The organism is Wolbachia endosymbiont of Atemnus politus (genome assembly GCF_013309895.1).
Genome location: NZ_JAAXCS010000148.1, coordinates 1 through 2,768, shown reverse-complemented (window position 1 = coordinate 2,768; position 2,768 = coordinate 1). Strand labels below are relative to the sequence as shown.

Sequence of the window (2,768 nt, the reverse complement as noted above, 5' to 3'; positions counted from 1 at the left end):
TAAAGGATGAGGAAGTTCTGCAAAGTTATTGCAAAAATTTAAATGATTATGCTAGAAATAAAAAAATAGACTACGTTATAGGTCGTGACTATGAATTAGATCGTACTATAGAAATCTTATTAAGACGCAGGAAAAACAACCCTCTATATGTTGGGGATCCAGGTGTTGGCAAAACAACAATAGTTGAAGGTTTGGTATTGAAAATTATCGAAGGCAGTGTTCCGAGTGTGCTGAGGTCCAGCATAATTTATGCTTTGGATTTAGGGTCACTCCTCGCAGGAACACGCTATAGAGGTGACTTTGAAGAGAGAATCAAATCTATAATAAAAGCAATTGAGACAAAACCTGGTGCTATCCTTTTTATCGACGAAATACACACTATCATTGGAGCAGGTTCAACAAGTGGTAGCTTTCTTGATGCTGGCAATCTACTCAAACCTGCACTTGCAAGAGGTACATTACGTTGCATAGGTGCAACTACATACAGAGAATATAGCAATAGCTTTGAAAAAGACAAAGCATTAGCAAGAAGGTTTCAAAAAATTAATGTGAAAGAGTCGTCTGTCAACGAAACAATAAAGATACTAAACGGTATAAAGCACTACTATGAAGGGTACCATGGAATATATTACACGAAACATGCCATTAAGTCCGCAGCTGAACTTTCACATAAATATATTAGTGGGCGAATATTACCTGATAAAGCAGTTGATGTTATAGATGAAGCAGGAGCACATTGTAAACTACAAAAAAACAGACGAAAAATCGTAAATAGTAGAGACATTAAGAACACTATCACTAGGATTACAAACGTACCTTGTGGGTCTGAATCTGATGATATACAAAGAATCAAATCTCTAAAAGAAAATCTCGAGAAGGTAATTTTTGGTCAAGAGCAAGCTATAGAATCTCTTGTTAATTCCATTAAAATTGCTAAATCTGGACTGAGAAATTATAATAAGCCCTTAGCAAATTATCTTTTTGCAGGACCAACTGGTGTAGGTAAGACTGAACTTGCGAAGCAGCTAGCAAAAAGTATGGACATGCATCTTGTACGCTTTGACATGTCTGAATATAAGGAATCTCATACAATATCTAGAATGATTGGTTCCCCTCCTGGATATGTAGGTTATGACCACGGTGGATTGCTTACAGAAGCTGTATCTAACAATCAATATAGTGTCGTACTTCTTGATGAGATCGAGAAAGCCCACAGCGATATTTATAACATATTGCTACAAATCATGGATTACGGTTGTGTTACAGACACCTATGGACGTAAAGTTAATTTTTCCAATGTAATTTTAATTATGACAACCAATGCAGGGGCATTCGAACGCGGTAAGAGCTCTATTGGCTTTGGACATAAAGATTTTAACATTGGTGATAGTGAAAAAGCAATGGAACAGGTTTTTAGTCCTGAATTCCGTAATCGTCTCGATGCAGTTATTTCTTTCTCTGACTTAAATGCAGATGTAATTTTGCATATTGTAGATAAATTTGTTCAGGAACTGAAAAAACAACTCATGCAAAAGGGTATAGGCTGCTCGGTGGAAGAGGAAATAAAGTCTTACCTTGCACAGACTGGTTACAGCAAGGAAATGGGAGCACGCCCGATAGAGAGGCTGATTGAGAAAGAAATAAAAAGTTACTTAGCTGAAGAAATACTAAACCGTCGACTAATTAAAGGAAAGAAATTAAGGATTTATATGAGTAAACAAGAAATTGCTTTTGATATAACTTAAAATTCTTGTACTAAGCTTCATCTTTGTTACAATTTATAACTTAAATTTAATTTGAGTTATAGTGATAATAAGTGATAAAGTAAGACAAATACTAAGTTACTACGAAAGTGAAAATCCTGGGGTAAAAGCAAACCTCACTCGTATTCTGATGCATGGAAAACTTGGTGGAACTGGCAAACTAGTAATTCTCCCTGTAGACCAGGGATTTGAACACGGACCAATAAAAAGCTTTGAAGTTAACTCTGATGCTTACGATCCACATTATCATTTTCAGCTTGCAGTTGATTCAGGAGTAAGTGCATACGCTGCCCCGCTTGGTATGATCGAAGCTGGTGCTTCAACTTATGCTGGAATGCTACCACTCATTTTGAAACTTAATAGTTCCAACTCTTTGCATTCGAAAGGTCTAACTTCTGATCAGGCAATCACTACCTCTGTGAAAGACGCGCTGCGTTTGGGCTGCATAGCTGTTGGGTTTACTATATATCCTGGTTCTGCTAAGTGCTTTGATATGATAGAAGAAGCCCGTGAAATCATAGCTGAGGCTAAGTCTTGTGGGCTTGCAGTAGTGCTATGGTCTTATCCACGCGGTGAAGGAATTTCCAAAGAAGGTGAAACAGCAGTTGATGTTATTTCCTATGCTGCACACATAGCAGCTTTGCTTGGTGCTAATATAATAAAGGTAAAACTTCCAACTAGCCACTTGGAAAAAGAAAAAATAGAAGCAGGAAATATTGAGTCATTGTCCAAAAGGATTGAATATGTCAGAAAATCTTGCTTTGCAGGAAAAAGAATAGTAGTTTTTTCTGGTGGTGAGTCAAAGTCGGCGGATGATATATGCAATGAGGCAAAAGAAATTAAGCAGGGTGGTGGTAATGGTTCAATCATTGGGCGCAATACCTTTCAACGCAAAAAAGAAGATGCTTTATCTATGCTAAAAGATATAATGAATATCTATACATAAAAAACGGCTGGGTGGCAGAATGGTTTATGCGGAGGACTGCAAATCCTTTTATACCGGTT

2 protein-coding genes are annotated in these 2,768 nt (G+C 37.1%); both read left to right on the top strand.

Annotation, left to right across the window (positions count from 1 at the left end):
* The coding region (locus HET73_RS06935) for an AAA family ATPase (protein ID WP_174134258.1) at window positions 1–1,745 on the top strand (1,745 nt) is incomplete at its 5' end.
* Between the two features lie 67 nt (window positions 1,746–1,812).
* On the top strand, window positions 1,813–2,709 hold the full coding sequence (locus HET73_RS06930) for a class I fructose-bisphosphate aldolase (RefSeq protein ID WP_174133155.1): 897 nt from the start codon (window positions 1,813–1,815) through the stop codon (window positions 2,707–2,709).
* Window positions 2,710–2,768 lie beyond the last annotated feature (59 nt).